24 protein-coding genes and 2 tRNA genes are annotated in these 26,834 nt (G+C 39.6%); 5 read left to right on the top strand and 21 right to left on the bottom strand.

Annotated features, from left to right (window positions below):
* The first annotated feature begins 29 nt into the window (after window positions 1-29).
* Window positions 30-818, top strand: coding sequence for a 5'/3'-nucleotidase SurE (gene surE / locus AOM43_RS05105; RefSeq protein WP_013925270.1), 789 nt, complete (start codon window positions 30-32; stop codon window positions 816-818).
* 169 nt (window positions 819-987) lie between these two features.
* On the opposite strand, the gene AOM43_RS05110 is transcribed toward surE, so the two are convergent.
* Both AOM43_RS05110 and AOM43_RS05115 read right to left on the bottom strand, forming a co-directional pair.
* Window positions 988-1,061 (bottom strand) — tRNA-Asp (locus tag AOM43_RS05110).
* 17 nt (window positions 1,062-1,078) lie between these two features.
* Window positions 1,079-1,151: transfer RNA gene (locus AOM43_RS05115), tRNA-Val, on the bottom strand.
* Window positions 1,152-1,369: 218 nt separating this feature from the next.
* On the opposite strand from AOM43_RS05115, the gene AOM43_RS05120 reads away from it, so the two are divergent.
* From AOM43_RS05120 to AOM43_RS05130, 3 genes are read left to right on the top strand one after another with little or no spacing between them, the layout of a single operon-like run.
* The gene (locus tag AOM43_RS05120) at window positions 1,370-2,320 is read left to right on the top strand and encodes a YitT family protein (protein WP_013925271.1); all 951 of its coding nucleotides are present in this window, start codon (window positions 1,370-1,372) and stop codon (window positions 2,318-2,320) included.
* A complete protein-coding gene (gene queG, locus AOM43_RS05125) occupies window positions 2,223-3,248 on the top strand; it encodes a tRNA epoxyqueuosine(34) reductase QueG (protein ID WP_226987406.1) in 1,026 nt (341 codons plus the stop codon). The genes AOM43_RS05120 and queG overlap by 98 nt, the downstream gene beginning before the upstream one ends.
* Window positions 3,241-3,912: an LOG family protein gene (locus AOM43_RS05130; RefSeq protein WP_006340116.1), complete on the top strand. Its 672-nt coding sequence runs from the start codon at window positions 3,241-3,243 to the stop codon at window positions 3,910-3,912. Before queG ends, AOM43_RS05130 begins: the two co-directional genes overlap by 8 nt.
* 52 nt (window positions 3,913-3,964) lie before the next feature.
* On the opposite strand, the gene AOM43_RS13280 is transcribed toward AOM43_RS05130, so the two are convergent.
* The 8 genes from AOM43_RS13280 to rpe form a co-directional block, all read right to left on the bottom strand.
* On the bottom strand, window positions 3,965-4,249 hold the full coding sequence (locus tag AOM43_RS13280) for a hypothetical protein (protein ID WP_144016259.1): 285 nt from the start codon (window positions 4,247-4,249) through the stop codon (window positions 3,965-3,967).
* Window positions 4,250-4,263: 14 nt separating this feature from the next.
* Window positions 4,264-5,073, bottom strand: coding sequence for a hypothetical protein (locus tag AOM43_RS05140; protein WP_006340115.1), 810 nt, complete (start codon window positions 5,071-5,073; stop codon window positions 4,264-4,266).
* Window positions 5,074-5,115: 42 nt separating this feature from the next.
* Complete coding sequence (locus tag AOM43_RS05145) at window positions 5,116-5,766, bottom strand: hypothetical protein (RefSeq protein ID WP_059359301.1); 651 nt, start codon at window positions 5,764-5,766, stop codon at window positions 5,116-5,118.
* A gap of 69 nt (window positions 5,767-5,835) precedes the next feature.
* Window positions 5,836-6,624: a hypothetical protein gene (locus AOM43_RS05150; RefSeq protein ID WP_006340113.1), complete on the bottom strand. Its 789-nt coding sequence runs from the start codon at window positions 6,622-6,624 to the stop codon at window positions 5,836-5,838.
* 192 nt (window positions 6,625-6,816) lie between these two features.
* Complete coding sequence (gene accC, locus AOM43_RS05155; protein ID WP_036745861.1) at window positions 6,817-8,178, bottom strand: acetyl-CoA carboxylase biotin carboxylase subunit; 1,362 nt, start codon at window positions 8,176-8,178, stop codon at window positions 6,817-6,819.
* An 18-nt stretch (window positions 8,179-8,196) separates the two neighbouring features.
* Window positions 8,197-8,697, bottom strand: a complete 501-nt coding sequence (accB, locus tag AOM43_RS05160; protein ID WP_013925275.1) for an acetyl-CoA carboxylase biotin carboxyl carrier protein — start codon at window positions 8,695-8,697, stop codon at window positions 8,197-8,199.
* Between the two features lie 21 nt (window positions 8,698-8,718).
* Window positions 8,719-9,273: an elongation factor P gene (locus AOM43_RS05165; RefSeq protein WP_006340110.1), complete on the bottom strand. Its 555-nt coding sequence runs from the start codon at window positions 9,271-9,273 to the stop codon at window positions 8,719-8,721.
* Between the two features lie 49 nt (window positions 9,274-9,322).
* Window positions 9,323-10,036, bottom strand: a complete 714-nt coding sequence (gene rpe, locus AOM43_RS05170) for a ribulose-phosphate 3-epimerase (protein ID WP_006340109.1) — start codon at window positions 10,034-10,036, stop codon at window positions 9,323-9,325.
* Window positions 10,037-10,552: 516 nt separating this feature from the next.
* Here rpe and AOM43_RS05175 point away from each other — a divergent pair.
* Entirely contained in the window at window positions 10,553-11,719 is a 1,167-nt protein-coding gene (locus AOM43_RS05175) for a branched-chain amino acid transport system II carrier protein (RefSeq protein WP_079891762.1), read from the top strand.
* Here the strand turns inward: AOM43_RS05175 and AOM43_RS05180 are convergent.
* The 11 genes from AOM43_RS05180 to rsmH all read right to left on the bottom strand — a co-directional run bounded on the left by AOM43_RS05180 (window position 11,708) and on the right by rsmH (window position 26,726).
* Entirely contained in the window at window positions 11,708-13,687 is a 1,980-nt protein-coding gene (locus tag AOM43_RS05180; protein WP_059359303.1) for a hypothetical protein, read from the bottom strand. The two genes, AOM43_RS05175 and AOM43_RS05180, sit on opposite strands and share 12 nt — an antisense overlap.
* Complete coding sequence (locus AOM43_RS05185) at window positions 13,687-14,523, bottom strand: amino acid kinase family protein (RefSeq protein ID WP_006340106.1); 837 nt, start codon at window positions 14,521-14,523, stop codon at window positions 13,687-13,689. The genes AOM43_RS05180 and AOM43_RS05185 overlap by 1 nt, the downstream gene beginning before the upstream one ends.
* Window positions 14,524-14,755: 232 nt before the next feature.
* Window positions 14,756-17,041: a hypothetical protein gene (locus AOM43_RS05190; protein WP_059359305.1), complete on the bottom strand. Its 2,286-nt coding sequence runs from the start codon at window positions 17,039-17,041 to the stop codon at window positions 14,756-14,758.
* A gap of 148 nt (window positions 17,042-17,189) precedes the next feature.
* Complete coding sequence (locus tag AOM43_RS05195; RefSeq protein ID WP_006340104.1) at window positions 17,190-18,113, bottom strand: bifunctional riboflavin kinase/FAD synthetase; 924 nt, start codon at window positions 18,111-18,113, stop codon at window positions 17,190-17,192.
* On the bottom strand, window positions 18,110-18,826 hold the full coding sequence (truB, locus tag AOM43_RS05200; RefSeq protein ID WP_059359393.1) for a tRNA pseudouridine(55) synthase TruB: 717 nt from the start codon (window positions 18,824-18,826) through the stop codon (window positions 18,110-18,112). The genes AOM43_RS05195 and truB overlap by 4 nt, the downstream gene beginning before the upstream one ends.
* Complete coding sequence (rbfA, locus tag AOM43_RS05205) at window positions 18,804-19,202, bottom strand: 30S ribosome-binding factor RbfA (RefSeq protein ID WP_006340102.1); 399 nt, start codon at window positions 19,200-19,202, stop codon at window positions 18,804-18,806. The genes truB and rbfA overlap by 23 nt, the downstream gene beginning before the upstream one ends.
* A gap of 4 nt (window positions 19,203-19,206) precedes the next feature.
* Window positions 19,207-21,948: a translation initiation factor IF-2 gene (infB, locus tag AOM43_RS05210; RefSeq protein WP_006340101.1), complete on the bottom strand. Its 2,742-nt coding sequence runs from the start codon at window positions 21,946-21,948 to the stop codon at window positions 19,207-19,209.
* 4 nt (window positions 21,949-21,952) lie between these two features.
* Window positions 21,953-23,227: a transcription termination factor NusA gene (gene nusA / locus AOM43_RS05215; protein WP_006340100.1), complete on the bottom strand. Its 1,275-nt coding sequence runs from the start codon at window positions 23,225-23,227 to the stop codon at window positions 21,953-21,955.
* 297 nt (window positions 23,228-23,524) lie between these two features.
* On the bottom strand, window positions 23,525-25,297 hold the full coding sequence (gene rpsA, locus AOM43_RS05220) for a 30S ribosomal protein S1 (protein WP_013925279.1): 1,773 nt from the start codon (window positions 25,295-25,297) through the stop codon (window positions 23,525-23,527).
* Between the two features lie 197 nt (window positions 25,298-25,494).
* Window positions 25,495-25,797 carry a hypothetical protein gene (locus AOM43_RS05225; RefSeq protein ID WP_013925281.1) on the bottom strand — a complete coding sequence of 101 codons (303 nt, stop codon included), beginning with the start codon at window positions 25,795-25,797 and terminating at the stop codon, window positions 25,495-25,497.
* On the bottom strand, window positions 25,794-26,726 hold the full coding sequence (rsmH, locus tag AOM43_RS05230; RefSeq protein ID WP_059359308.1) for a 16S rRNA (cytosine(1402)-N(4))-methyltransferase RsmH: 933 nt from the start codon (window positions 26,724-26,726) through the stop codon (window positions 25,794-25,796). The genes AOM43_RS05225 and rsmH overlap by 4 nt, the downstream gene beginning before the upstream one ends.
* Window positions 26,727-26,834: the final 108 nt, after the last annotated feature.

A 26,834-nucleotide genomic window follows, 5' to 3' on the forward strand; every position in this document is an offset into this window, starting at 1 on the left:
TATTATTTCTTCACAAAAACGGTTTATCTATGACTCAAGTTAAACGGCCCTCTATTTTAATCACTAATGATGATGGAATTCACGCTCCAGGAATTAAGCATTTATGGCAAGCGATTTCTTCATTTGCTGATGTCACTGTGGTTGCACCTGCAACTGAACAATCCGCTGTTAGTCTTTCCATTACGATTCGCAATCCTTTACATATCGAAAAAGTCACATGGCCAGCCAATGTGGATGTTTGGAGTGTTTCAGGAACCCCGGCGGATTGCGTAAAACTGGGCTTAAATGTTGTTTTAGAGAGCCCCCCCGATTTAATTTTATCTGGGATCAATCGTGGCACAAATGCAGGCAGAAATGTTCTTTATAGCGGTACTGTTGGAGGTGTTATTGAGGGGATTATGCATAATATTCCAGGCATTGCATTCTCTTGCTATGACTTTCATGACCCCGCTTATGCTGCGGCAGAAAAATACATTCCCTTAATTGTTCGTCATATTCTGCAACACCCTCTTCCAAATGGAACATTTTTAAATGTTAACTTCCCCCCAAAGCATTTAAATGAAATCAAAGGGATTAAGCTAACGCGTCAAGGAAAAGAATATTGGGTCGAAAATCCTGATAAGCGGGAGCATCCGAATCAAGGCAATTCCTATTACTGGCTCGGTGCTAAATTGGCTAAATTTGAAGAGGAAGCAGACTCGGATATTCCACTCCTTCAACAAGGATATTTAACAGCCGTGCCTGTACACGTTGGAGAATTAACCGACCACCACCACCTCACAGCTCATCGAGACCATTTCGAACAACTTTCTCTTTAAAGCTAAAAAAGAGATTCAAAGCGCTTTTGCTCTGAATCTCTTTTTTTAAAGCATAACAATTAGGCAATTTCAAAATAAGAAACTACACTGATTGAATATAATTGAATGATAATTGTGAATAAGAAGCAGATACCTGCCTAAGACACCACCTATGTAGGTGGTAGATAAACGCGAGAGACGGGACTCGAACCCGCAACTTCCGGCGTGACAAGCCGGTGCTCTAACCAATTGAACTACTCCCGCAGAGTATTGTAAAGGACTGGGCGCAACAGGACTCGAACCTATGACCGCCTGTGTGTAAGACAGGAGCTCTACCAACTGAGCTATACGCCCTTGCGAAATAAGCATTAACTTTACTGTTTTTACTATTTCCGTGCAAGCGGATTTTATTCTCACCTGCATATTTTTTCGCAAAAGCCTATTTATCAATATCTTATGAGTATAAATTCATTCTGAATATAAATCGCATCGACACGTTTTTTTGCTGTACAAAACCTCACCCTATTCAGTACACTATATGCTTCATTCACAGTTTTTCCCGGATATTCATCATGAAAGATTCAACTGTTACATCCTCTAAGCCTTTATCTAGTTATATTTTAGACTACGTCTTTATGGCTATTGGAGCTTTTTTGGCCGCCTTCTCGATTTCAGTTTTTTTGATTCCCAGTAATTTGATCGACGGCGGTATTGTTGGCGTTGCCATGATTTTTGGTTATATGTTTAAGCAAAGCTTATTTCCACTTTTTCTTTTTATCTTCAACCTTCCATTTCTTTACCTAGCCTATAAGCACATAGGAAAGGTGTTTTTAATTCACATGCTGTATGCTGTGATTTTGTTTATGGGGTGCGTCGTCTTTATTGAATCTGTCCTACATGTGGAATTTCATGGAGATTCTGTGGAAGTTGTGGTCATCGGGGGAGCCATCTTAGGCATTGGCTTGGGCTTAATCATTCGTTATGGGGGCTGCTTGGATGGGACAGAGATCCTAGGATTGATCATCAATAAGAAAACTGGCTTCACAGTCGGACAAGTTGTCCTCGTTTGCAATATTTTTATCTTTGGTGGTGCAGGAATCGCATTTCAGGATTGGCATCCCCCACTCCTCTCCTTGATTACCTTTATGGTTGCAAGCAAGGTAATGGATTCGGTGATTGTGGGATTAGACGAAACGAAATCCATGCTCATTATCTCCAAGCACTCCAATGCCATTGCACAAGCCATTATTCATGAACTCGGCTTAGGTTTAACCATCATGTATGGACGTGGAGGTTATTCAGGTGATGCGAGAGAAATTTTATACGTCATTGTTGAACGTCTTCAGTTAGCTGAATTGAAAGAACTCATCTATCGAGAAGATCCTTCAGCTTTTATTGCCATTGAAAACCTGCATGAGGTCGCCAATGGAAATCAGGGCTCTAAAACTGATCGCAGTCAAAAATGGATCGAATCTATCATGTCGCGCGCTTTTGGATCCAAAAAAAATTCCAATGATTCCTGAAATTACTTTTGAAGAAGTTCGGGCAGAAGCTTTACGCTTAGGCTGGGATGATGTTGGAATCACAGAAGCACACATTCTAGAAGATGATATCGAAGCCTATAAAACCTGGCTCGCAAACAATTATCAAGGGGATCTCCAGTATATGGAAAATCACATACGCTGTGATCCCCAACAACTTTTTCCCGGTGCAAAAACCGCCATTATTTTTGTCACGCACTACAAACAAGAAAGAGTGCAATTTCGGAATGATGCTGGTGTGGTTGCCTCTTATGCAAGAGGAAGGGATTACCATCACCTCCATCGGAAAAGATTAAAAAAATTCATTCTTTGGCTTGAACAACGCTCTGGTCAAAGCAACATTGCAAAAGGTTTTAGCGATTCCACCCCTGTTATGGAAAAAGCCCTAGCCGTACAAGCTGGACTCGGCTGGTTTGGAAAAAATACGCTCCTTATTCATCGGCGCTTCGGAACTTTTTTACTTCTTTCCGGACTTTTTACTTCTTTAAACATACAGGAAAAATCGCTAAACCTACGCCTCCCTCGCTGCGGAACATGCCGTCGATGCCTCGATGCTTGCCCAACACAAGCCTTTGAAGCCCCCTATGTTTTAAATGCCACAAAATGTTTATCCTACCACCTCATCGAATCAAAAAAAGAAATTCCAGAAGAAATTCAAAAGAAAAATCCAGGCTATGTTTTTGGATGTGATATCTGCCAAGATGTTTGCCCTCACAATGTAAGACCTAAACCCTCCACCGTGCCCGAGTTTTCCCCGAATCAAGGCATGGGTGCTTATCTATCACTTGAAGATATTGAAAAGATTGAGCACAATCCGGAAAAGCTATTCGGCACGCCACTGCAACGCCGCGGCGCGACAGGATTGCGACACACATTTGAGACCTTAATGAAGGAAGATAAACATGGATGACCTTGATGCAAAATTACTAGCAACAGATTCCTGGAAAGTTTTTAGGATCATATCCGAATTTGTTGATGGCTTCGAAACGATGACTCAACTAGGTCCATCCGTCTCTATTTTTGGTTCGGCCAGGCTTCAGCCAGACACCCCCTATTACAGCTTAGCCGTAGAAGTTGCTCGACACATCGCAGAACGGGATTTCGCTATCATCACAGGCGGAGGACCTGGCATCATGGAAGCTGCAAATAAAGGCGCACAATCCGTACAAGGAAAGTCATGTGGACTAGGCATCAATTTACCAATGGAAGACGAACTCAATCATTTCATTGATACAAAATATAAGTTGCAATTTCGCTACTTCTTTGTCCGTAAAGTGATGTTTATCCGATACGCTCAAGGCTATGTTTTTTTACCAGGCGGATTTGGAACATTGGATGAGCTATTTGAAGCATTAACCCTCATCCAAACACAGAAGATCCATCCATTTCCGATTTATTTAATGGGCAAAGAGTATTGGGAAGGGCTAATGGATTGGATGCGAAGTACGGTTACCGACCATAAATGCATTTCCAAGAGCGATCTGGACCTCATCAATATCACAGATAATCCAGAAGAAGTGGCAAATGGAATTGAAAGACATTATCGCCGCGACCACGCCAAGCGAAATTTTTAAGTATTTAGAAAAACAAGCTCTCCAAAAGAGAGCCTGTTAAATAAAAAGCGAATTAATGCCTTTCCCCAACCGGAGCTCGTACAGGGGCCCCACCGCAGGACGCTTGTATACTAACTACACCTCGAGCCTGTGGCAATGCAACCGGCCTTGGAACATTACGTCCTTGCCCTGATCCAGGAACAACCCTGCCACTTAAAACAACCTCTCGTTCCCGCAATGCTTGTTGCTGCGCTACAGGCGAGGGTAAAGGCTGAGGACGCGCACTACGAGAACCAGGCAATGCTGGGTGACCTTGAACTGGCGCAGGACGACCATAACCATATATTGGACTTGTCATTACAATCTCCTAAATTAGTTTAAGCAAGTTGCGCGAACATAATTTAGCATGTTCACGTTGATTAAAATATTTGGACGGATAGAAAGAGGGTCATTGTTAACACCCAAGATTACAGTGTCATTCAGAAACCACTTTGCAGAAGTAGAGGAATCAAACACGGAAATCCCCCAAGAGGAACCATCATTGAGATAAACCAAATCATTCACATAATCGATCCCTGTAATGTAGTAGGTATAAATGCCATTGTAAAGAGGACCTGCGAATAAATTGACTTGCACCGTTACATTGGTATTTAAATTCACTAAACAATAGTCATAGATAGAAAAAAAGTTGCTATTTGGCGTCACAATAATGCTGTCAGATGTTAGCCAGTTCAATGTTTTATAACGATCATAAGAGCAAACAGTCCAGATTGAACCATCATAAAGCTCTACACTTCCTCCATCATAGGCAACAAGGTAAGGACGCTGATAGACACCTTGGTGTGTTGTGTAATAACCCGTAAATTTAGGTAATTTAGAAGAAGCTAATAAACGAGGATCTTCAGAATTTCCAAAATTGATTTCTTGACGTAAGCTTTTAGAAGTTAGCAAGACGTCTTTAACGCGCGCCTCTTCAGCCTCTTCTTTTTCTTCAGACACTTCTTGACGAGATTCTTTTACAAGTACTCTTTCTAAATAGGACTCTATTCTCTCCCCAACCGCGAGATGCACACGCTCATCTTGTTCCCGCGTTTCAATAAGCTCATCTTCCGTACCACATGCCATTGCACATACACACAGCAATTGCACAAATAGGAACCCATATTTTTTAACTTTCATCATCAATCTCCATTTTTAATTTATTTTCTACATTTAAAAATCTTGTTAGGAACGAGGACCTCTTTGGCCAACTCCCCCCCGACCTCCAACATTTCCACCCTCTGGTCTTGCTCGCGCACGCGCATTGAGTCCACGCTGGTCACCACGACTAACATCTACACCCACTCGCGCCCTTTCCCCTGGATAAGTAGACCTTTCCTCTTCGCGCACTTCGTATTCTCTAGCGAATCCCCCTTGAAAGCCGGTTTGACGTGCTGATCTTCCGGCTGAATCCCTCGCCGCTGTTCTACTTCCTGCCGGAATGTGTCCATATGTGCTACGATAAGGTTCACGACTTCTTCTAGCATACGCACTTGAGCGATCAGTCGTTAACACAGCTGAGAAGACACTCCCAAATACACTTCTTACTCCTCGCGCAAAATTCCCCCCCCTGCTTCTTTCATTTTGTCTATTAAAATCGACACGGATAGGCTCTGCACGAGGAGGTCGAACAAAACCAGGTTGACGGGATTTGTACCAAGCACATGCAAGAAAAAATAACGGAACGGCCCCAAAGAAAAGAACAAAAGGAGAAGCCAGTATCGCTATCGCGATGATTGCGACTTTAGCTTTTGTAGAAATTTCTCGTTTAACTTCCTTATCACCTTCCATACATGAATAATGAAATGGACGGTCAGTAAATATCGCGTTAGGCATATGATTTCCTTATTATTATTTATTATGATCAATTTCTAATCTTTACCTGGGGCATGATCCACAGTTTCTTTAGTACATTACTGCGCCACGCGCATTGTTGAGTACATTCACGTTAATCAAAATATTTGGACTGCTTTTACTTGAAAAATACCCATCGTTAACACCGATAATCACCGTGTCATTTACAATCCATTTGTTGAATGCAATACGATCAGATTTTTTCATTTTCCAGACTGTTCCATCCTCTAGGCAAACCTGATAATTAACATAGTCGATTGCCACAATCCAATGTGTATTAACACCATTGTAGATAGGCCCTAAAGACAAGTTAGCTGCCACAGTTTTCTTCGTATTCAGGTTAACCAAGTTATACTGATAAATAGAAAGCCAATTGTGGTTTGGTCGGATAATGATTTGATCACTTGTCAACCAATTAAATGTTTTATAGCGATCGCTTGCTTGAACACTCCAAATAGACCCATCGCTCAATTCAACTGTATCTCCTAGCGGAGAAACAGCTAATGGATTTTGATATATGCCTGGATGCGTTGTTGTTAAATTTGAGGTTGTAAATGGGAAAAACTTGGCTTGAAGCTCATTTCCTTCTTCATCAATTTTTGTTTCTGAAGCCACTTCTTCTTGTTCGGAAGTTATTTCATTTACTTCTCCCTCTTCGGCTGCACGCTCTTCTTGCAGGGTAATGTGATCTACCAAAGAAAATGGACGGGATCCAACAACGATATGCTCTTTTGGAGGCTCAATCTCTTCTGGCTGTACTGTCGTTGCCTGGAGAGCACCTGAAAAAGTTAGCAGTGTGCACACGAGTGCGGTTGATGAGTTTTTTAAAAAAACTTTCATGCCTTTTCCTTTTGTTTAATTTCATGAGAAAAGAATGATATACTCATTCTTACCCATTGTTTATTGTGTTCAACAATTGCGAATAACACGCAATATCTCTCAGAATAATTAAGGCAGTGTTAAGATTAAATAAATTTTAGATTAGCTTTGAAGATAGGTCTAAGGGGCGCCCAAGATTTTGGGCGCAAATCCTTAATCTCGTGTGAATTGTGATCCTTCAGAAATCAGTTGATCAATGTATGCAAGATCAAAGTCTGTTTCTAAAAATTTCGCATCTTCTAACATGTATAGGTGAAAAGGGATTGTGGAATGGACTCCACCGATATGGAATTCGCGTAAAGCCCTTTTTCCAACAGCTATCGCTTCATCCCGATTTTTTCCACGCACAATTAATTTTCCAATCATTGAGTCATAATTAGGTGGAATTTTGTATCCAGAATAGCAAGCACTGTCTACACGCACGCCTGGACCTCCCGGTGGTAGATAATACTCAAGCTGACCTGGAGAAGGGGTAAACCCTTTCATAGGATCTTCTGCATTAATGCGAAACTGAATGACATGCCCTTCAAAGTGAATGTCTTTTTGCGTATAGGCAAGTTCTTTCCCCATTGCAATTTTAATTTGCTCACGCACAAGATCCACCCCCGTCAATTCCTCTGTGACAGTATGCTCAACTTGAATACGGGTATTGACTTCCATGAAATAAAAATGGTGATCTTGATCTAACAAAAATTCGACTGTACCTACGGAATGATATCCTGCCGCCTTTACAACCTTGACTGCAGCCTGCCCCATTTTTTCTCGAAGTTTTGCCGAAAGAACTGGACTAGGGGCCTCTTCAATCAATTTTTGACGCCGTCTTTGAATTGTGCAATCACGCTCTCCCAAGTGGATGTAATTGCCATGTTTATCGCCCACAACTTGCACTTCAACGTGACGTGGAGACATAATCATTTTCTCTAGATAGACATCAGGATTTCCAAAACTAGCTTCAGCCTCTGCTCTAGCAGCCAAAAAGAGCTTATTAAACTCTGCTTCATGATAAGCGATACGAATCCCTTTTCCACCTCCACCAGCAACAGCTTTAATAAAGATCGGAAAACCGATTTCTTTAGCCACTTCCAACGCTTGAATAATATCGGAAACAACACCATCGGACCCTGGAATGACTGGACATCCAACACTCATTGCGGTTGCCTTCGCTCGTGCCTTATCTCCTAAAAGAGCAATGGATTTAGGTGAAGGACCAATAAAATTAAGGCCACAACTTTCGCAGATAGACGCAAAGTTTGTGTTTTCACTTAAAAAGCCGTAGCCAGGATGAACAGCGTCAGCTCCTGTAATTTCGCACGCAGATAGAATGTGGGGAATTTTTAAATAAGATTTGCTCGAAGGTGCCTCTCCAATACAAATGGCCTCGTCTGCATGCAAGACATGCAAAGCTTCAGCGTCTGCCTCCGAATAAACGGCCACGGTTTGCAAATTCAAATCGTGACATGCCCTAATAATCCGAACAGCAATTTCGCCACGGTTGGCGATTAGAACTTTTTGTATCATGAAAAAACTATATTCCTAAGAAATTTTAAAGAGCTTAGTACCAAACTCAACTGGCTGGCCGTTTTCAATTAATACTTCAGCGACAACCCCATCTACACCTGCTTTTACTTCATTCATGACTTTCATCGCTTCGATAATGCAGATCACAGTATCTTTGGTAATGACATCTCCTTTTTTCACAAAAGCTGGCTCGTCAGGAGCTGGTGAGGAATAAAATGTTCCAACCATGGGAGACTTGACATAAGCTCCGAGAGCTGATTCGGGTTTAGCTTCATCAGGAATAGGGGTTTGAAGAGAAGAGGGTATATCCCCCGTTTTAGGCCTTGCAGAGCGGTGATAAGAGTCATCATAGTGGCCTGTAAAATGAGGAGAAGATGGAGGAAATTCTGCCTCCAAGTAAGGAATGACAGTTCCTCGTTCTAATCTGAGCTCAAAATCCCCTTTTTTTAAGAAAAGTTCTTTCATATCGCTCCGGCCCATTGCAGCCATGAGTTCTTTAATTTGCTTAAGTTCCAATTGAAAGCCTCCCAATACGATCTAAACGCGTTGTATATATTCGTCTGTCTTTGTATCTACTTTGATGATATCTCCAACATCGATAAAAGGGGGAACTTGAACCGAAGCACCCGTTTCTAAAATAGCAATCCTAGATCCTGGATTCGCTCCTTTACCCTTTTCATTTTCAACATTTGATACCATGAGCTCTAAAAACTGTGGAAGTTCAACAGAAAAAACTGTGTCCCCGTAAAAAGAAGCTTTGATATCAACTCCCTCTTTCAGATAATTAACTTTAGAGCCAATCACTGCAATAGGAATTAAAATTTTATCTAGATTACGAATATCTAAAAATAAGTAGTTTTTTCCTTCCAGATATAGATATTCTAAATGTCTTTCGGTCAGAGGAACATCACTGACCGTTTGTCCGATTTTAAAGTTTTTTTCAACAACTTGATTAGTCGCAAGATCTTTCAACTTGGTTTTAATAAAAGGGGTACCTTTTGGCACGGTGACTTTAACACTTGATTCTACTCGATACAGCTTGCCGCTAATAGAAAGAATCATTCCAGGAGTAATTTGATTACTTGCAACCATAGTTAACCACGACTTCTTAAAGTGAATAAATTAAAAACAAATTGAAGCATTATTGCTTCACACGTAAAGACTCTACAGCTGTCTTCAGATCAGGAGCATTAAAAAGATATGATCCAGAGACGAGAACATTAGCGCCTGCATTCACACACAATTCAGCTGTTTGAGGGTTTATTCCCCCGTCAACTTCGATTAAAAAAGGCTTTATTGTTGCAGGATCTGCACCTTCAGGTGCATATTTACCCCCTTCACAAATATTCAGTTTATTACAAATATCCCGAGTAAATTCCACTTTTTCCAAAACTTCTGGCATAAATTCTTGTCCGCCAAAACCCGGATTCACCGTCATGAGTAGAATCATATCGCACTTGTCTAAATATTTTGGAATCATAGACAAAGAGGTTTCAGGAGAAAAAGCAAGTCCTGCTTTAATATTACATTTTCGAATATAGGCTAATGTTTCTTCCACATCTTCTGTTGCCTCAAAATGGAAGGTCAACATATCGGCACCGGCTTCGACAAACCGTTCAATATAATCAAAGGGATGATAAACCATTAAATGCACATCTAAAAAGACGGAAGTCGCGCGATTGATCGCCGCAACCATTTTAGGACCCATAGTGAGATTAGGAACGAAATTTCCATCCATAATATCGATATGGATAAAATCTGCTCCAGCATCCTCTAAACGGAGGGCTTCATCGGCCATTCGGCCAAAATCAGCGGAGAGAATAGAGGGAGCAATTTTAAGAGAATGATTTTTCATTGGTAAACTAACCCTTAGCAAAGTATAAAGCTTGACTACTGTCATATATGATTATATTAGCAAAAGTCAAGATTTTTAACCTTATGGAAATGCGGCATTTTTAAGCTATTTTACCATCGATTTCCAAGCAAACAGCCTTTCTAAAAAACCACCTTTATATTATCTTTACCCAAATCCATCTATCTTTATTTCAAAAAATCTGTCGAAGGGTTTCCTTTATGCCAAATTTTAAAGTTTTGTCGACGATGAAAATCTATTTCGCTCCTCGCTATTACACATGATCATTTTGAGAGGCATAAGAAGAATTGCCCCCTTTCATTAAGTCGCTTTGAAAGGACAAGATCTCCATTTATGCGTAGATCCCTGCTTTACATTTTGTAATCCACCCAATTTCTTTAAAATAGTTGCTCAATCATTCTCGTTAATTTAATCGGTTCGAAAGAGCCCTTGCTTAAATCTTAAAAAATTGCATATACAAAATATACATGTTTCTCAATTTTTAAATAAGCAATTCCTATGAACTCGAGTTCTCGCTCATCACTTGCAATTGGCCTGGCAATGTTCTCCATGTTTTTTGGTGCAGGTAATATCGTATTTCCTCTTCTGGTAGGCATTCAAAGTGAAAGCCAAAATATTTATGCTTCTATAGGATTACTTATCTCGGCCATTGGAGTCCCTCTTCTGGGCCTTATTGCGATGGCTATGTTTGAAGGAAATTATAAGGAGTTCTTTGGTCGCATGGGAAATACACCGGGCTTTATCATGACAGCCTTAATTTTAGGCCTCATTGGCCCTTTTGGTGCGCTACCACGTTGCATTGCTTTATCCCACTCTACCATCAAAATGTATTTACCTCTTATCTCTCTATGGCAATTTAGCCTGCTTTCTTGCCTCATTATTTTTTGGCTAAGCTGGAGACCAAGTGCCTTAGTGACTATTTTAGGTTATATTTTAACTCCTTTTTTACTGTTTTCAGTTCTTGTCATTATCGGATTCGGCTTTGTTAATTCACCATCGGCTCCTATAAGTTCCCTTTCTTGGCACAAAGCTTTTTCGAATGGTTTCATTCAAGGTTATCAAACGCTCGATTTGCTTGGGGCCTTCTTTTTTTCTTCGACAATCATCTTGTCCCTAAAAGAGAGTGTAAAAAGTGAAATACCACAAAACTTTAAACCTCTGATGACGCTAACGCTTAAAGCTAGTTTTATTTGTGCTATTTTATTAGGTTTAGTGAGCTGGGGATTTAGCTGGGTGGCGGCCTTTAATAGCCAGAGTCTTCAGAACGTCCCTAAAGATGAATTGCTACGGGTTGTAGCGACTCAAACACTGGGACAACATGCAAGCATTTTTACAATAGCAGCAGTTCTTCTTGCATGTCTTACGACGGAAATCGCGCTTGCTACAGCTTTTTCAGAATTTATCCATCAAGATTTAAGTGGGAAAAAAATATCTTATGAATGGTCACTTGTCATCACATTAGTGATCGCATTTTTTGTATCACTGTGGCACTTTGAGGGAATCATTCATTTTCTGGCCCCCATTTTATTTTTTTGCTATCCCATGATGATTACGCTGTCAATCGTCAATATCCTCTACAAGCTTTATCACTTTAAGCCCGTTAAGACACCCTTAGCGATTGTATTGATTTTATCTCTTGCAGGATTTTTATTTTCAGGCGCTTGAGGCATCTTTATGGCTATCCCAATCTTCAACAGTTTGCTGGATAGCTTGAAAAAAATGACGTTGCTTATAAAAGTCATCGCATCGATAAATGTAGCCGATATAAGAAGCTTCATAGATTCTAACGCAAAAACTTGCTAAAGAAATGGATGGATAATTGAGTTTTTTAAATACGCGTTGCAATTCTTCTTCCAAGGCCCAATCCTCTGCAGCGACCATTGCTAAAGCAAAATCGGATTCGCTTTGAATTTTAAGAGTGTAGACCTCCTCATTAAAAAATCTTTCTTCAATCGCTTCGACCAATAGAAGAAAAAGCGATTTTAGGGCTTCAACCTCTAAAAAAGTACGCATGATCACAGGCTTTAAAGAGTAGAAGAAATTTTCTAGCAAGATTTCATTATAGTTACGCGTCGATGACAATAAATTTTTAAGCTCAAGTAATAGCTCATTTTGCTTGGATATCATCCCTCCATTAAAATCTCGAATCTCTCCCACAATTCTGGAGATTTCGGATACCACCGCCTGTCTAGCTTCATAGAGATTAATAGAATGATCGCGTCGTAAGAATTGATCTTTTGATACCTTTACGCGAAAAATCGTGGCTTCTTTTTCATGTTTCTTACGCAATGTCCCGACAAGCTTACACCCATCGTGAATATACTCTAAAAAAGTTGAACGATTCTTAAACATTTCCATGATGGACATATCTTTAGGCTTGAGAACGCGCACTAGAATAATGGTAAAAAATAGATGTAAATGGGTTTGTTCATCAAATGTAATAATCACCTGGGGAATATCGCGAATATATTTAATCTGATTACTCAAAATCAACATATTGCGCATCATCTCTTCTTCATTGCGAGGCATGAAAACTGGATGCATAACCTGTTCAATTTGTTCTTCAACTTCGGTAAATAACTTTTTACGGAGAAGTTGAATCTCTTGAGTGGTAATGGGGCTATTATCTTTCTTTTCAATTTCAATATAGAAAGTACAAATACTAAAAGTGCCTCGACGATTACAAAAGAAAGAATTTTCAACAGCCTGAGCTTGAGGAATGTAGTTTTGAATGCCTTTAATCAGATGCATTTCATCTAAAACTTCTTTATCCTGCAAAAAATTGATTCCAATGATAATTGAAAGCACATTTTTAATTTCTCCCCCAACTTTCACTTTTGATCGAAAGATTTTTAGATCCATATGTCGGGATTTGGGAGCGCTCTTAACAGCTTTTAAAAGGAAATTTCGAAATAAATATTGATAACAAATCATGCGACACAAGTGATAACTTTCTCGACCAACTTTAAATCGATCTTCACACATCACCAACACATTTTGCATTTCGGAAAACAAATCTGAATTAAAATATTTGGGATAACGAGCAATCAAACCCGCAATGTGTTCTTGTACGCGTACAGTTTTATCATCATTCGATAATCCCTTAACCTCAAGAATCCGACCTGCATAATATCCAGAGTTAACACCTAACTTGAGCTCTGTAATCAGCAAAGGTAGATTTCTTTGGATCAATTCCAGATCATGTATGCATTCTACAGCAATCATAACTTCTGAAACCATGTACACATCGGGTCCTAAATGAGGAAAACAAAAATCAACCGCATGTGACAAAATGACATTGAGACGTTTTCCTGGTACAAGCCAGCGACTGAGCATCTCTATAAAAAACTTAAATACGTTCGGGCGAGATTTACAGAATATGCAAAATGACATGGTGGAAGGTACATTTTGCTTAGAAGAGACATTAATAATAGGCAATGCACGATTCAAGCCTGTTAGTTGCTCACAAATCGATTGATTTTGATCAAACAAATCCTCAGGAACAATCCTTTTTAGAATGTTCTTCACAATTTCCTGATAAAGAGAACAGTTTACACTCTCTTCTTGTTCACCAAAATCGATGTCAATAGGCGGAATAGACATATCTTTAGAAATTTTCGTTAAAATTTTCATTAAAGTGCTGCCGTGCAATTTAAAGAAGAGATCACCGAACTGTTATCTATCGTGTTTTCCTCTTCGTATACAACCCAATCATTGAGTTGATTTAATTCACCGATTAAGGTCCCCTCACAACCACATGTTGCAAAATCAATAAAGGAGCGCACATATAGCGCCAGCTGATTTTTGCTTGCTAAACGGATACAGCGAGGGTGCAAGACACTATGGCCTATTTGGACGATGTTTGCAGCGATTTCATAAGTCATCTGGGAAAATAGAGTGGCATTGGGATTTATTTTAGGATCTTCGGAATAAATGCCCTTAACGTCTTTAAAAAATTCGACACATTCAGCTTTTAAAGCAAGACCTAACGCCACGGCAGATGTATCTGATCCACCACGACCCAGTGTTGTGATTTCTCCATTGCGACTGACACCTTGAAAGCCTGCAACAATCACGATTTTGCCAGAGTCTAGAGCGGAAAGAATTCGATGTGGCCTGACTTCAATAATATTAGCACTGCTATGATGATTACATGTAATAATTCCTGATTGACTGCCTGTAAAGCTAACAGCCTGCTGATTTTTCAGAGCTAAAGCCATTGCAAGCAAGGAAATGCTGATCCTTTCCCCTACCGAGACGAGCATATCATATTCTCTTCTTGGAGGATTAGGATGAACTTGTTTCGCTAAAGCAATTAATTGATCTGTTGAATCACCCATTGCACTAATCACAATAGCAATTCGTTCATATTCTTGCTTGCGCGCTAAAATGATATCTGCAATTTGCGAAAAATGATCTGGAGAAGCTACAGACGCACCACCAAACTTCATAACAAGCGTTTTTTTCATAGAATTCAAAACAAGCTGTAGAAGAAATTTTATATTTCAAAGTTAAGATGCGATCCATATGCTACGATGCATTTTGAAGGCTTAAAGCGACTTTTTCTTAACTTTAATCCAAATAAGGTGTAGACTACCATACTAAAATTTCGGAAACGAGTCAACGCCTATATTTTTTCTTGAATATCCAACCTTTTCTTTTACTTCCTGAAATAGCTGTGGAAGCCTTATTACTAGAATTTTATTCGCATATTTTTTTCGCAATGATTTCTAAGCCTTGACTGAGCTTCATTAAATGAATGTCTGCTTGTTTTCTAATCTGATCATTATCAAGCTCCTGTATATTTTCATGGCATATTTGCATGATTTCGAGTAAGCGTGTTTTATAGAAATTCATTTGGCCAAAAATTTGTTCATTTAAAAGGGCAAATGTACGTTTGTCATAGCCACTTGCACGCACCTTCATTCTCCAAATCCCCACAAGAACATTTAATGCACTTCCCTCTCCACAAGCAGTCATCCAATTATAATAAATCTTAGAAGCAACAGCATCACGATTTTCTTGCAATATTTCTGTGAATGGCCGAGTCAGCACCCAAAAGCTTTCTAAACTTTTTAATACGCCATTTTCTTCGAATAACTTTGAAACATGTTTTATGTTACTAAAATAAAAAGGTTTACATAGAATCTTGGATAAAGCATTCATCGAACCTTCAAAGTGTTCTACCGTTCTTCCTAGAATTTTTAACAGCTCACAAAAATCCCCATATTTATAATATTTTTCACTTAACGCTCGATCAAGAATTGTACTGCCCAGATTGAATTGGAACGCGCGTGAATGAGATGGATGGTCCATAATAAATAGAATAATTTTGATAAACGCTTTAAATGTATCGCCATTTTGTATGGATTTTTGCAGGATCTGAATGATTTTTTTTGGATCATTTAAACAAGGGATGAGAAACTTAGCGGCTTCAATTTTAATTTGCTTTCTTATTTCCTTTACAGACGACCTGCCATCAGAATTGCTTGGCACGCATAAAGTGGGGATTAAAGTGATTAAAAATCCTAGATTTTTTTCAATAGCCAGAGAAGGAGTCGCTTGGCAAAGCATTTTAATTTCACCTAGCCAAGCTTGATCTATGCAAAAGCATTGTTTAAAAACTTTACAAAAGTCGATAGCATATTTTCTAAATCGTTTGGATAAGCATAAGTCCAAAACGATTTGCAAAATAAGCTTTTTATTGAATTCAGAAACCTCTTGAATTCTGTAACTTTTTGAAATTAGAAAAAAAACTTTTTTTATTCCCCCCTTGTTCAAACCCATTACAAAATGTTTAAAATACAAACAAATAATCGAAAAACCATTTTGATTCAGCTCATCTGATCTTCCAAAAAGGTTGAACATTTGCGTCATGAAATTTATTTTCTTTTGAAAGTTACCATAAACTTTCGAGCCTAATTCTTTTCGATCTTTCTCTTGCGGCTCTCTTCCAAATAATTCACGCCGTATCTGGCGGATACTTTCCAAATGATTGGAGTCACATTGCATAACTTTTTTCTCTAAAATTTCATGCACTTTTTTTACGTAGGATTGATAGCAGATTTGTGTTTTCGCTATTTCTGGAAATAGCATCAAGACAGACACTAACGCCATAAAATCTGCAGCATAAACATGCGAATCAGCTAAGCTTTTTTTAAATAAGTGCTCACATATTAAAAGAAACATTTCATCTGGCGTAGGTAAATTTGAATTTATACGACTCAAAAAAATTAAATACTTTTTCATCTCAGCATAACGTTGGAATGTTGAAAATGCGTGTTTTTCAAAAGCACTTAGGATTAATCGGATGTCATGATCTTCCCGTTTTGGGTGATTGAGTAAATAGGAGATTTCTTTTTTGACAATATCGGTGTTATTAAGATCTATGAGGATCAGGCGCGTCATATTCAAATAAAGTCTATCCCGAGTTTCTTCTAGCGGACTTTCTTGTTTACAAGCACAGGCAAAAAAAGCAATTAAAGCTTTTTTCCCAACCTCATAATCCTCTGGGGAATGGTTTTTTTGTTCCTTAAGCTCAGAGCCTATTAAATTGAACCATGCTGTTTTTTCCTCATCTGAGGTGAAAGAGACATGCTGACTTAATCTTTTAAACAAATAATCCCATTCAGTAGGAGGACATATTGCATCATTTTGAAAAGAAATAAAGGCACGAAAAATGAAGGTTATAATTTTAGCCTTAAGCTCTGAATTAAGTTCAGACTTTCCATTGAGCTTAAAAAGAAATTCCAGAAAAGAAAAAACCTCGTCCAATCCAGAAATTTTCTTAAAATTTTGCTCGAACACCTCACAAATTTTTTCCATGAGAAGCTCTATTGAAAATGGTCTCAAATCAAAAACGACTTCTAGTAATACACCGCATAATGTGGGCAAGTATTCTGTCGTTAAATACTTATCGAATATTTCATATCTAGTGTAAATATTTTGGTACAAATCCATTCTACCAAATTCTGAAAGTGCCTGCATTTCGCGATACCTCGTAGTCGGTCGATTTATAGATGCTATGCTGCAAAGGAAGTAGAGTTTTGAATGCATGTATGATCATTCAAATGCTAGAAAAAGTCGGTAGATGTCAACAGTTTTATTGAGCTCAAATCATGGAGTAGGCATTAAACTAGGTCAAACATTGTCTAGCTTGAAGAACATCTTGGGATATTTGAGCTTTTAAATGCTCAATAGAAGAAAATTTTTGTTCTGGACGGATAAAGGAGTGAAAAACGACTTCGCAAAAAGAATCATAAAGATCATTTTCTTGAGCATCTAGAAGATGAACTTCTAAAACGGGATTATTTTCCTCTCGAATAGTGGGAGCAATGCCTAAATTAGCAACAGCAGGAAAGCAGATCCCTTGATGCCACAGTTTTACGGCATATACTCCATAGGGAGGTAAGCACATCCCTGTGACATCGAAATTAGCTGTGGGGAAACCTAGGTGTCGTCCCTTTCTTTGTCCAGGTTTAACCATGCCATAAAAAGAATAGGACCGACCAAGCAGTTGACTGGCTTCAGACAATTTTCCATCTGCAATTAGTTGTCGAATTGCACTGCTCGATATTTTTTTTGTATCGATAGAATATTCAGGAAGATAAGTGAGCTCAAAAGCATGTTCTTTAGCAATCTGATTTAAAGTGGAGCGATCACCTTTTCTATCTTTTCCTAGAAAGGCATCATGCCCGAGAATTAAATGAGAAAAGGGAATGGATGCCTGTAATTTTTCTAAGAAGATCTCTGCGGTTTGACCAGCAAATTCTAAAGTAAAAGGAAGTAAAATGACCCAATCAATCTTTGCTTGTTCTAAGAGAAAAAGCTTATGATCTAATGTACATAGCTGACAAGTCGATTTTGCTGAATTTAATACTGTGGAAGGATGATTGACAAATGTGAAAACGGCCGTTTGAGCATTTTGGAGTTTTGCAAATTCTTTAAGGGCTTGTAACACTTTCTGATGCCCAAGGTGCATTCCATCAAAATTGCCGATCGTTAAAACGATGGGATGATTTGTGCTTGGAAACTCATGTAAGTGATGAATGACTTTCATGTATGCATTGGTTGAATGTGTCGTTTGAGGTCATCAAGTGTATAGGTAGAGGCTTTTAATGGAGCACCATCTAGGCAATCCTTTAAATGAAACTGGCCACTTCGCACTCTTCTAAGCTGGGAGAGATGAGCCCCTACTCCTAATAATTGCCCTAAATCATGCGCTAAACTACGAATATAGGTGCCTTTGCTACAAGAAACCGCTAGAGACAAATAGGGATAGGCATAACTTAATAAAGTGATTTGCACAAATACTTTTGCAGGAGGTCTTTCGACTGTTTTTCCTTGTCTTGCCAATTCATAAAGTTTTTTGCCATTCTGTTTTTTGGCGGAAAACATGGGAGGAACTTGCAGGATTTCTCCTTGAAAGCTCTGTAAAGCAACCTGGATTTCTTCAAGTGTGGGGACTCTGCCACATTGTGATAGGATTTGTCCTTCACAATCGTAAGTGTCTGTCGCGGCACCAAGATAGGCTTCCGCTTCGTATTCTTTATCTTGGCATAGAAATTGATCAGATAGACGCGTAAAGTTTCGACCAATCAACATGACCATGACGCCTGTTGCAAAGGGATCAAGAGTTCCTGCGTGCCCTATTTTTTTAACACCCAGCACCTTGCGAAGTCTTGCAACTAAATTAAAGGCTGTACATCCCCTTGGTTTATCAAGAAGAAGTACACCTTCAATATCTGAACTATTCTGAGGAAGATTCGTCATTGTCATCAGATTCTTCACTTCTTGTACTTTTTTCATCTTCGATTTCGCGAAGTAAACTTTCAATACGCATTTGGCGGTCCACGCTATCATCCAAAACAAAAGTAAGTTCTGGAAAAAAGCGCATCACAACCTTCTGAGATGAATTCACAGCAATAAAACCTGCTGCAGATCGCAAAGCTTGAAGAGTATCCTCCTTCTCTGCCCCGGTTCCCATAATGCTCACATAGACTTTTGCATGTCGCAAATCTTTTGTGATATCAACGCGAGTGACAGTTGTCATTTCACTTACGTAGGGATTACGCACATCCTTTTTAATCACTTCCGTAATCACTTCGCGTAATAAAGAGTTTAGGCGGTCCGTTCTTTGTACTGACATATGATTAGAGCTCTTGTGAAATATAAGTGACTTCAAAAGCTTCCAGGATATCTCCAGCCTGAACTTCACCAAAATTGTTTAAAAGAATTCCACATTCAAGTCCTTTAGCAACTTCGCGAACATCTTCTTTGACACGTTTTAACGAAGAAATCGGCCCCTGCCATATTTTTTGGCCGTTTCGCTTAACACGAATGCTGTCATTTCGACGAATAACACCATCGGTCACGTAGCAGCCTGCGACAATTCCGAGATGGGAAGACTTAAATATTGCTCTAACTTCAGCTTGTCCTTTCTCAGTCTCGATCGGTATTTTATCCAATAACGCTGACATGAGTTCTTTAATGTCATCGATTGCATGATAGATAATATCATGTAAGCGTACTTGAACACCCAACTGTTTAACTAAAATGTCTGCGTGGCTTTCAATTTTTGTATGAAAACCGAGAATTACAGCTTTTGAAGCAGCTGCTAATTGCACATCAGATTCAGCGATTTCACCTACACCTGTTGAAATAATCACTAATTCCGCTTTTGTGGATTTAATTTTTTCTAAGGCAACTTTCAAGGCTTCCAAAGACCCCTGTACGTCAGCTCTTAGAACAACGTGCAAGACTTTCTTAGCTGTTTCTGTCGCTTGTTGGAATACATTTTCCAGAGAAGCCTTTTTCATCTTTTGCAGGTTAACTTGTCTAATTCCAAGCATACGCGCTTCGGCAATGCTTCTGGCTTCTTTCTCACTGCTCACAACAATGAACTCTTGTCCTGCATCTGGCAAGCCTGAAAGGCCTGTAATTTCAGCTGGAGTCGAAGGTGGAACTTCATCCATTTCACGACCAAATTCATCGTGAATTGTTTTAATTCTCCCCCAAAGTTGTTCAAAAACAAGAGCGTCGCCTTTACGCAGTGTTCCATTCTGAACCAAAATTGTGGCTTTAGAACCCATGCCTTTATGAAGTTCGGATTCAAGTACCGTTCCTCTAGCTCTGGCTGAAGGATTTGCTTTTAATTCGAGAATTTCAGTCTGCAAAGCTAACATTTCAAGCAATGTTTTAATGCCTTCACCTGTTGTTGCAGAGCAATTCACCGTAATGATTTGACCGCCCCAAGCTTCTGGGAGAAGTTCGTGTTCTGCTAACTGTCGGTAAACGTTTTCAGCATTAAAATTTGGCTTATCACATTTATTGAGGGCCACAATAATTGTCACTTTTGCTTCTTTTGCATGCTGAATCGCTTCGACTGTTTGTTGACGAATGCCTTCATCTCCAGCAATTACGAGAACAACAATATCCGTGACATCCGCACCGCGAGCTCGCATGGATGAGAACGCTTCGTGACCAGGAGTATCTAAAACGGTTAGATCGCCAACATCTGTGTGGCAGCAAAATGCACCGATATGCTGAGTAATAGCTCCCGCTTCGCCGGCAGCACGATTACTTTTACGGATTGCATCGATCAAACTTGTCTTTCCATGGTCAACGTGTCCCATGAAGGCAACGACCGGTGGACGAGTTCTTAGCAAGGAAGGATCTGTACTTTCAATCTCTTGTTTAATGCTTTTATCTGTAACGCGAATTCTTTCCTCTTCTGTCGTGTCGATGGTAATTTCGCAACCAAACTCATTTCCAAGTAATTGAACAAGTGTTTCATCTTCAAGAATGTCGTTAATTGTCACAACGATTCCCTGCAAGAAAATTTTAGCAATTAATTGAGAAGCTTTAAGCTTCATTTCACTTGCTAGATCTTTCAAGGAAATAGGTAAACGAATAGAAAGAGAAGTTGGTCGTGTAACAGTTTCTTCTTGCTGACGAGCTGATTTACCTCTTCTTTTTCTCCAATTTTGATCTTCATCATTTTCACGCAAACCTTGTCTGTCACGTGAATCAAAAGACCTCATTTGAGTAGGCTGACGCTTAACCGGTTTAACATCGCGGAAATCTTTAAACTTTGGCCCTTTTTTCTCAGCTTGTACTAATTCTTCTTGCTTTTCTGGTGATGCCACTTCAGTAGGTCTTTTTACTTTCGGTTTTGGTTTTCCGTCGCGAGAATCAGCTTCAGTACGTACAGGTGCTGCAGGTTCTACTTTTTTAGGCTTTGCTACAGGTGGTTTTGGAGGTGGTAGCAAATCTTTAATATGACGCCCTGTGGGGCCTAATTTCTCGCGAACTGGGGCTGGTTTTGGAGCAGGAGCTTCAACAGGTGCTGGAGCTTCAGGTTCTTTAACGGGCTTAGGCGCTTCTTTTATGATTTCTTCTTGTTCCACAGAAACAACGGTCTCTTCAATTTTAGGTTCCGCTACTTGTGAAAGAGATTCGACAACAGCCTCTTCTTCTTTTTCAATCAATTCTTTGGCACTCTCGGCGTCGGCGATAGGTGCGATAGATTCTTCAACGACTGAAGATTTAGCTACTTTTTCATCGATTGTTTCTTCAGCTTCTATCTGTTCAGATAGCTGATTTTCAACATCCTCACTTGAAGCTATTTCTGAAATCCCTTTCCCTTCGCCAGGTTCTGCAAAAACAGATTTGGAACGAGCTCGGATGCGTGGAGCAGCAGCTTCTTCCTTATGGCTTTTAACCTCTTCTTCCGATGCAGGTTTTTTAGAAGGCTTGCTTACAGGCTTAGCTTCTAGTTGCTCTTCAGATTCGGGTGCATTTTTCTTTGCTGCCAGCTTGCTTTTAACTGCTTCCAAATTTACGGCTTTTGCGATTTGGGTATTTTTAATTGTTAACTTAAGGTTTTTTGCCAAGGCCTTATGTCCTTTGTTTTCTTATTTGTTCTAATATTTTATCTGCGAGCTCAATGCTAATTCCAGGCACTGTAGCCAATTTTTCCGGAGCAGCAGTTAAAATCGCTCGCGGTGTGCTATATCCTTCTGCGATTAAATGCTCGAAAATGAGTGTATTCACACCTTCAATATTTTTTAGTGGTTTATCTAGCCAAGGTTCTTGAGAGGTCGCAAGCTCTGAACGCTCGACGGCCATCGCATGGTTGTATTCTGCCATGCGTTGAACTTCTAGTTCATACCCAATCAGTTGGCTATTTAAACGCGCATTCATTCCTTTTTTACCGATAACGGCTGCAAAATCCGCGTCATCAACGACAATTGAGATTGTCTTGTCATCTTCATTAACACTGACCTTGCGAATTTCGATAGGATCTAGTGCGTTTTGCAGTAACTCTACTGGATCTTGAGAATAAGGAATAATGTCAATTTTTTCATTGTTTAATTCGCGAACAACATTTTTTACACGAATCCCGCGCATTCCAACACAAGAACCTACTGGATCGATTTTTGAGTCTGTTGAACGCACCGTCATTTTTGTTCGGTAACCAGCTTCACGTACAATACGGTCGATCACAACAATCCCATCATTTAATTCGGGGACTTCTTGCATCATCAGCTGCTTGACAAATTCAGGATGACTGCGAGAAAGTACAACTTCTGCACCACCATTTTCTGTTTCGTTAACCTCGTAGAGAAGAGCTAAAACTTTTTCACCGACATGATACTTTTCTGTTTTCGGATAATGCTTGGTCGGCATGATAGCTTCAACTTTTCCAAGATCAATTACGACATTTGATCCACGCACAAAACGTTTGATTGTGCCGGAAATGAGTTCATTCGTTCGATGTCTATATTCTTCATAGATAACATCTCGCTCAGCATTGCGTAATTTTTGTGTAATAATCTGTCTTGCTTTTTGTGCTGCGATTCGCCCAAAGTCTTTTGGTGTAGCAACGACATCAATAAATTGACCGATTTCACAATCGGGATCAATTTCACGCGCATCTTGCAGAGAGATTTCTTGAGCCTCGACTTCGACTTCTTCTACAATTTCTTTTTCGCAGTAAACATCAATGTTCCCAGATTTTGGGTTAATCGTGACCGTCACATTTGATGCTCCGCTAATACTTTTCTTAGCAGCAGCTCGCAAAGACTCCTCAATTGCAGCTACAACAATATTTCGCTTAATTCCTTTTTCACGCTCTAAATACTCAAAGATTGCAATTAGATCTTTGTTCATGTTTTTGCCTCTTACCTCTGTGGCACACAACTCAGAATCTTTGTACCACTGATGAATTATTGGTTATTTTTTTGCATCTATTGCTGTTGCTTATTTATATCCCAGCTTCTTGCTATTTTGATAAATAGCAGAAAAATCTTTTGTATTTTATCGAATCTACTGCGGAGGCTGTGCATTGAGCTTGCTCTGGATTTTTCTTGTCTTGACTGCCACTTAGATCATTCATGAGATTGGCTAGAGTCTTCAGGATATCCTAAGCGCCTCTTAAAGTTTTAAGAGGCGCTTGCAGTGAATCATTTATGATTCGTCAGATTCATCTGATTCGGTATTTTCGTCATCGTCTTTACGCCCTTCTTCCGCATCTTTTTTCTTGCGTTTAGATGGAGCAACAACAATGTCGTCATGGTTGCATTGGTTTTGATCGATCAAGTATTCTTTAATTGACAATGCAATTTTTTTGTACTCTGGATCTAATTTAATGACCTTTGCGATCACTTCATCACCTTTTGCAACAACATCTTCAACTTTGCCAAATGCTTTATCTGAAAGCTCTGTCACATGAATGAGACCTTCAATTCCACTTTCTAGCTCTACAAATGCTCCGAAAGCTGTGATTTTGCTAACAACCCCTTTTACAAGAGTGCCTACAGGCATTGTCTTCTCGATGCTTTCCCAAGGATTATCACTTAACTGTTTTACACCTAAGGTGATTTTCTTGCTATCTTTATCAACAGAAAGAATGACGGCATCTACAACATCACCTTTTCGGAGAACTTCAGATGGGTGAGAAACCTTTTTAATCCAGCTCAAATCAGAAATATGAATGAGACCTTCAACACCAGGCTCTAACTCAACAAACGCGCCGTAATTGGTCAAGCTTTTAATTTCAGCTTTTACATTGGTGCCAACTTGGTATTTGTTTTGAACGTCATCCCATGGATTGTGTTCTGTTTGTTTGATTCCAAGAGAAATTTTCCCTTCATCTTTCTGAACAGACAAAACGATCGCTTCTACTTCATCACCTTTTTTCACAACATCGCTTGGATCTGTCACATTTTTTACCCATGACATTTCGGAAACGTGGATTAAACCTTCAATTCCAGGTTCAATCTCGATGAATGCGCCATATGGAAGTAGGTTAACAATTTTACCTTTTACACGTGTTCCTGGCGGATACTTCTGTTCAATTTGATCCCATGGATTTGGCTCTTTCTGCTTGAGACCTAATGCAACACGGCCTTTTTCTTTGTCGATGCTGAGGATCTTCACTTTCAATTTATCGCCTAACTGCACCATTTCGGAAGGATGTTTAATTCTCTTCCAAGTCATATCTGTGATGTGCAAGAGACCGTCGATTCCATCCAGGTCAAGGAAGACACCAAAGTCTGTAATATTCTTAACAGTTCCTTCACGAATATCCCCTTCTTGAATTCTCTCAAGAACTTCTGCTTTTTTCGATACGCGCTCTGCTTCGAGTAGTTCTCTGCGGGAAACAACAACGTTCTTTCTTTCGATATTGATCTTAAGGATTTTAAATTCGTAAGTTTTGTCGATGTAGTCATCCAAATTCTTAATACGCTTATTGTCAATTTGGGAACCAGGCAAGAAAGCTTCCATCCCGATATCAACCATTAAACCACCCTTGACTTTACGCAAGACTCTTCCTTTAACAATCGAACCTTCTTCACAATGCTGCAAGATGTATTCCCACTGACGAAGACGCTCAGCTTTCTCACGAGAAAGCACGATTTGACCATTGTCATCTTCAGCCTGATCGAGTAGAACTTCTACTTCACCATCTAACACGATTTGCGAAGGATCGGAGAATTCTTCCATGGGGACAAGTCCTTCAGACTTAAGACCCACATCGACAACGACATGATCCTTCGTGATCTCAACAATTCTTCCTTTTAGCACGGTACCAGGAATCATCGCAGTGGGTTCTTCGATGGATACATCTCCCCCTTTTTGATCTAACATTGCTTTAAATGCTTGTGCGTCTTTTTCATCGAACATAACATCATCAACGATATTACTTTCTTCCCACGCACGTTTAAATTTATTACTCATTTATAAGGTTTCTCCTTCCTTTTTGACTAAAGGAATTATGCTATCAGATGGTTAAGAAAAAAAGCAACCGTAAAAGATCTCCAGACACAATTAAAAACGGAGCGACAAAAAGGGAGAAACAAAGAAAAAGTGAGGGTTCTTATTGATTGATTTACTTGACACTTCTACACAACCTCTTAAATATTTAAGAGACGTGCTTAATCTTGTAGTGGTTGAGGTTCTTCTAATACAACGATATCATTTTTATAGGGATAATGTAAATGACCAAATTCAGGCTTCCTTTGAAGTTCCATTAAATGGATAGGACTTTCAAATCGATCTATCTCATAACTGAGTCTAATATTATCTTTTTCAATACGCTCAACTTCTTTTTTAAGAGATGGAATCGCAAGACGCAATTCCGTCAATTCATTTTGTCGATCGATTAAGCCATAAAGCGTAAAAGCCGCGCAAGAAATGCAAACAAGAATTTGGAAAAACAACACCTTACGCGTATTCATAATTTTTCTAGGACTCGAAGCTTAGCACTGCGACTGCGCGGATTAGCAGCCACTTCTTCGTCATTTGCAACAAGCGGCTTTCGCGTCAATAGGCGCACCTCTGGATCTTTATCTCGAAAAAGACCAGCTAATCCTCGCGTATCCCACTTATCACTGGCCGCATGGCGAAAAAGATTCTTGACAATTCCATCTTCCAAACTATGAAAACTAATAATTCCCAGGCGACCGCCCTTTTTCAATCTTCTAATCGCCGCAGGAATGACACGCTCCACCACGTCTAATTCTTTATTTACACAAATTCTTAAAGCTTGAAAAACAAGTGTGCAAGGATGAATTCTTTTAGCTGGGTTAAAGCGAAGTACTGGTCGAAGGACCTCCACTAATTGCTGAGTCGTTAAGATTTGCTTTTCCGCTCTTGCCTGCACAATTGCGCGCGCAGCTGCTCGCCAATGCCTTTCCTCACCGTAATCTCGAAAAAGCCGCTCCAATTCTTTTTGCGGCCAAGTATTCACAACAATCGCAGCGGTAAGGGGATTGCGGGGATCCATCCGCATATCCAGCGGACCTTCTTTTGAAAAACTAAATCCTTTTTCGGCAATATCGAGCTGCATGGAGGATACCCCTAAATCAAGCAAAATCCCATCAACAGTGCTAATTTCTAGTTGATCTAAGAATTTCTCTAAATTCTCAAAATTTCCTGAAACGAAGGTCACCTTTTCACTCCAAGGCGCTAAATTCTCAGCCGCAACGGTAAGAGCGAGAGGATCTTGATCAATTGCAATCAACCTTTCGATTTCGGGATGGGTGGCTAAAAGAGCAGCTGAATGACCACCCGCGCCAGCTGTTCCATCGATGAAAATACGCAAAGAACAGGGACTGAAGGATTCAATCACCTCTTTCATTAATACAGATTGATGGACTTTTGACATAACATCTCAATTTAGACTGGGATAAGATATAAAGCCTACCAAAGTTAGGGCATTCATGCAATGAGATTCACACGAAAGACAAGAGATATGAGAGTCCAATTTACAAGA

Origin of the sequence: Parachlamydia acanthamoebae (genome assembly GCF_000875975.1) — a bacterium.
GTDB classification, from domain to species: Bacteria; Chlamydiota; Chlamydiia; order Chlamydiales; family Parachlamydiaceae; genus Parachlamydia; species Parachlamydia acanthamoebae.

Bases quoted from the DNA above. Each gene is read 5' to 3' on its own strand.
- rpsA (WP_013925279.1), bottom strand. From the start codon at position 25,297: ATGAGTAATAAATTTAAACGTGCGTGGGAAGAAAGTAATATCGTTGAT.
- AOM43_RS05145 (WP_059359301.1), bottom strand. From the start codon at position 5,766: ATGCCTAACGCGATATTTACTGACCGTCCATTTCATTATTCATGTATG.
- AOM43_RS05180 (WP_059359303.1), bottom strand. From the start codon at position 13,687: ATGAAAATTTTAACGAAAATTTCTAAAGATATGTCTATTCCGCCTATT.
- AOM43_RS05165 (WP_006340110.1), bottom strand. From the start codon at position 9,273: ATGGTTGCAAGTAATCAAATTACTCCTGGAATGATTCTTTCTATTAGC.
- AOM43_RS05140 (WP_006340115.1), bottom strand. From the start codon at position 5,073: ATGATGAAAGTTAAAAAATATGGGTTCCTATTTGTGCAATTGCTGTGT.
- AOM43_RS05130 (WP_006340116.1), top strand. From the start codon at position 3,241: ATGGATGACCTTGATGCAAAATTACTAGCAACAGATTCCTGGAAAGTT.
- rpe (WP_006340109.1), bottom strand. From the start codon at position 10,036: ATGAAAAATCATTCTCTTAAAATTGCTCCCTCTATTCTCTCCGCTGAT.
- rbfA (WP_006340102.1), bottom strand. From the start codon at position 19,202: ATGTCAGTACAAAGAACGGACCGCCTAAACTCTTTATTACGCGAAGTG.
- AOM43_RS05195 (WP_006340104.1), bottom strand. From the start codon at position 18,113: ATGAAAGTCATTCATCACTTACATGAGTTTCCAAGCACAAATCATCCC.
- AOM43_RS05185 (WP_006340106.1), bottom strand. From the start codon at position 14,523: ATGAAAAAAACGCTTGTTATGAAGTTTGGTGGTGCGTCTGTAGCTTCT.
- queG (WP_226987406.1), top strand. From the start codon at position 2,223: ATGGAAATCAGGGCTCTAAAACTGATCGCAGTCAAAAATGGATCGAAT.
- AOM43_RS05190 (WP_059359305.1), bottom strand. From the start codon at position 17,041: ATGCAGGCACTTTCAGAATTTGGTAGAATGGATTTGTACCAAAATATT.
- truB (WP_059359393.1), bottom strand. From the start codon at position 18,826: ATGACGAATCTTCCTCAGAATAGTTCAGATATTGAAGGTGTACTTCTT.
- rsmH (WP_059359308.1), bottom strand. From the start codon at position 26,726: ATGTCAAAAGTCCATCAATCTGTATTAATGAAAGAGGTGATTGAATCC.
- AOM43_RS13280 (WP_144016259.1), bottom strand. From the start codon at position 4,249: ATGACAAGTCCAATATATGGTTATGGTCGTCCTGCGCCAGTTCAAGGT.
- AOM43_RS05150 (WP_006340113.1), bottom strand. From the start codon at position 6,624: ATGAAAGTTTTTTTAAAAAACTCATCAACCGCACTCGTGTGCACACTG.
- nusA (WP_006340100.1), bottom strand. From the start codon at position 23,227: ATGAACAAAGATCTAATTGCAATCTTTGAGTATTTAGAGCGTGAAAAA.
- AOM43_RS05225 (WP_013925281.1), bottom strand. From the start codon at position 25,797: ATGAATACGCGTAAGGTGTTGTTTTTCCAAATTCTTGTTTGCATTTCT.
- AOM43_RS05175 (WP_079891762.1), top strand. From the start codon at position 10,553: ATGAACTCGAGTTCTCGCTCATCACTTGCAATTGGCCTGGCAATGTTC.
- surE (WP_013925270.1), top strand. From the start codon at position 30: ATGACTCAAGTTAAACGGCCCTCTATTTTAATCACTAATGATGATGGA.
- AOM43_RS05120 (WP_013925271.1), top strand. From the start codon at position 1,370: ATGAAAGATTCAACTGTTACATCCTCTAAGCCTTTATCTAGTTATATT.